Origin of the sequence: Pseudomonas sp. SIMBA_067, from assembly GCF_046534675.1 — a bacterium.
Classification (GTDB): domain Bacteria; phylum Pseudomonadota; class Gammaproteobacteria; order Pseudomonadales; family Pseudomonadaceae; genus Aquipseudomonas; species Aquipseudomonas putida.
This window is the reverse complement of the sequence record NZ_JAWRYH010001283.1, coordinates 1-238: the sequence shown is the minus strand read 5'-3', so window position 1 is coordinate 238 and position 238 is coordinate 1. Positions and strand designations below refer to the sequence as shown.

Genomic DNA, 238 nt, shown 5'->3' with positions numbered 1-238 from the left:
CTAAAACGCACCAAATTAGTCATTTCAGCCGCACTTATATTAGTTTTCTCTGCCTTTGCATTAGTTCCATTAATTGGTACTGAATTTGTACCTGAGTTAGAAGAAGGGACGATAAACTTAAGAGCAACGCTTGCACCTTCTTCCAGTTTAGATACCGCGCTCACTGTGGCACCAATTCTAGAAGAAAAACTAATGGCTTTCCCTGAAGTAACCTATGCATTAAGCCGAATTGGTCGAG

Annotated in this window: 1 protein-coding gene; it reads left to right on the top strand. The window is 40.8% G+C overall.

Features of this window, described 5'->3' with window-relative positions; translation table 11 throughout:
* A partial coding sequence (locus SB765_RS33440) for an efflux RND transporter permease subunit (protein WP_410933011.1) occupies window positions 1-238 on the top strand: 238 nt, incomplete at both ends.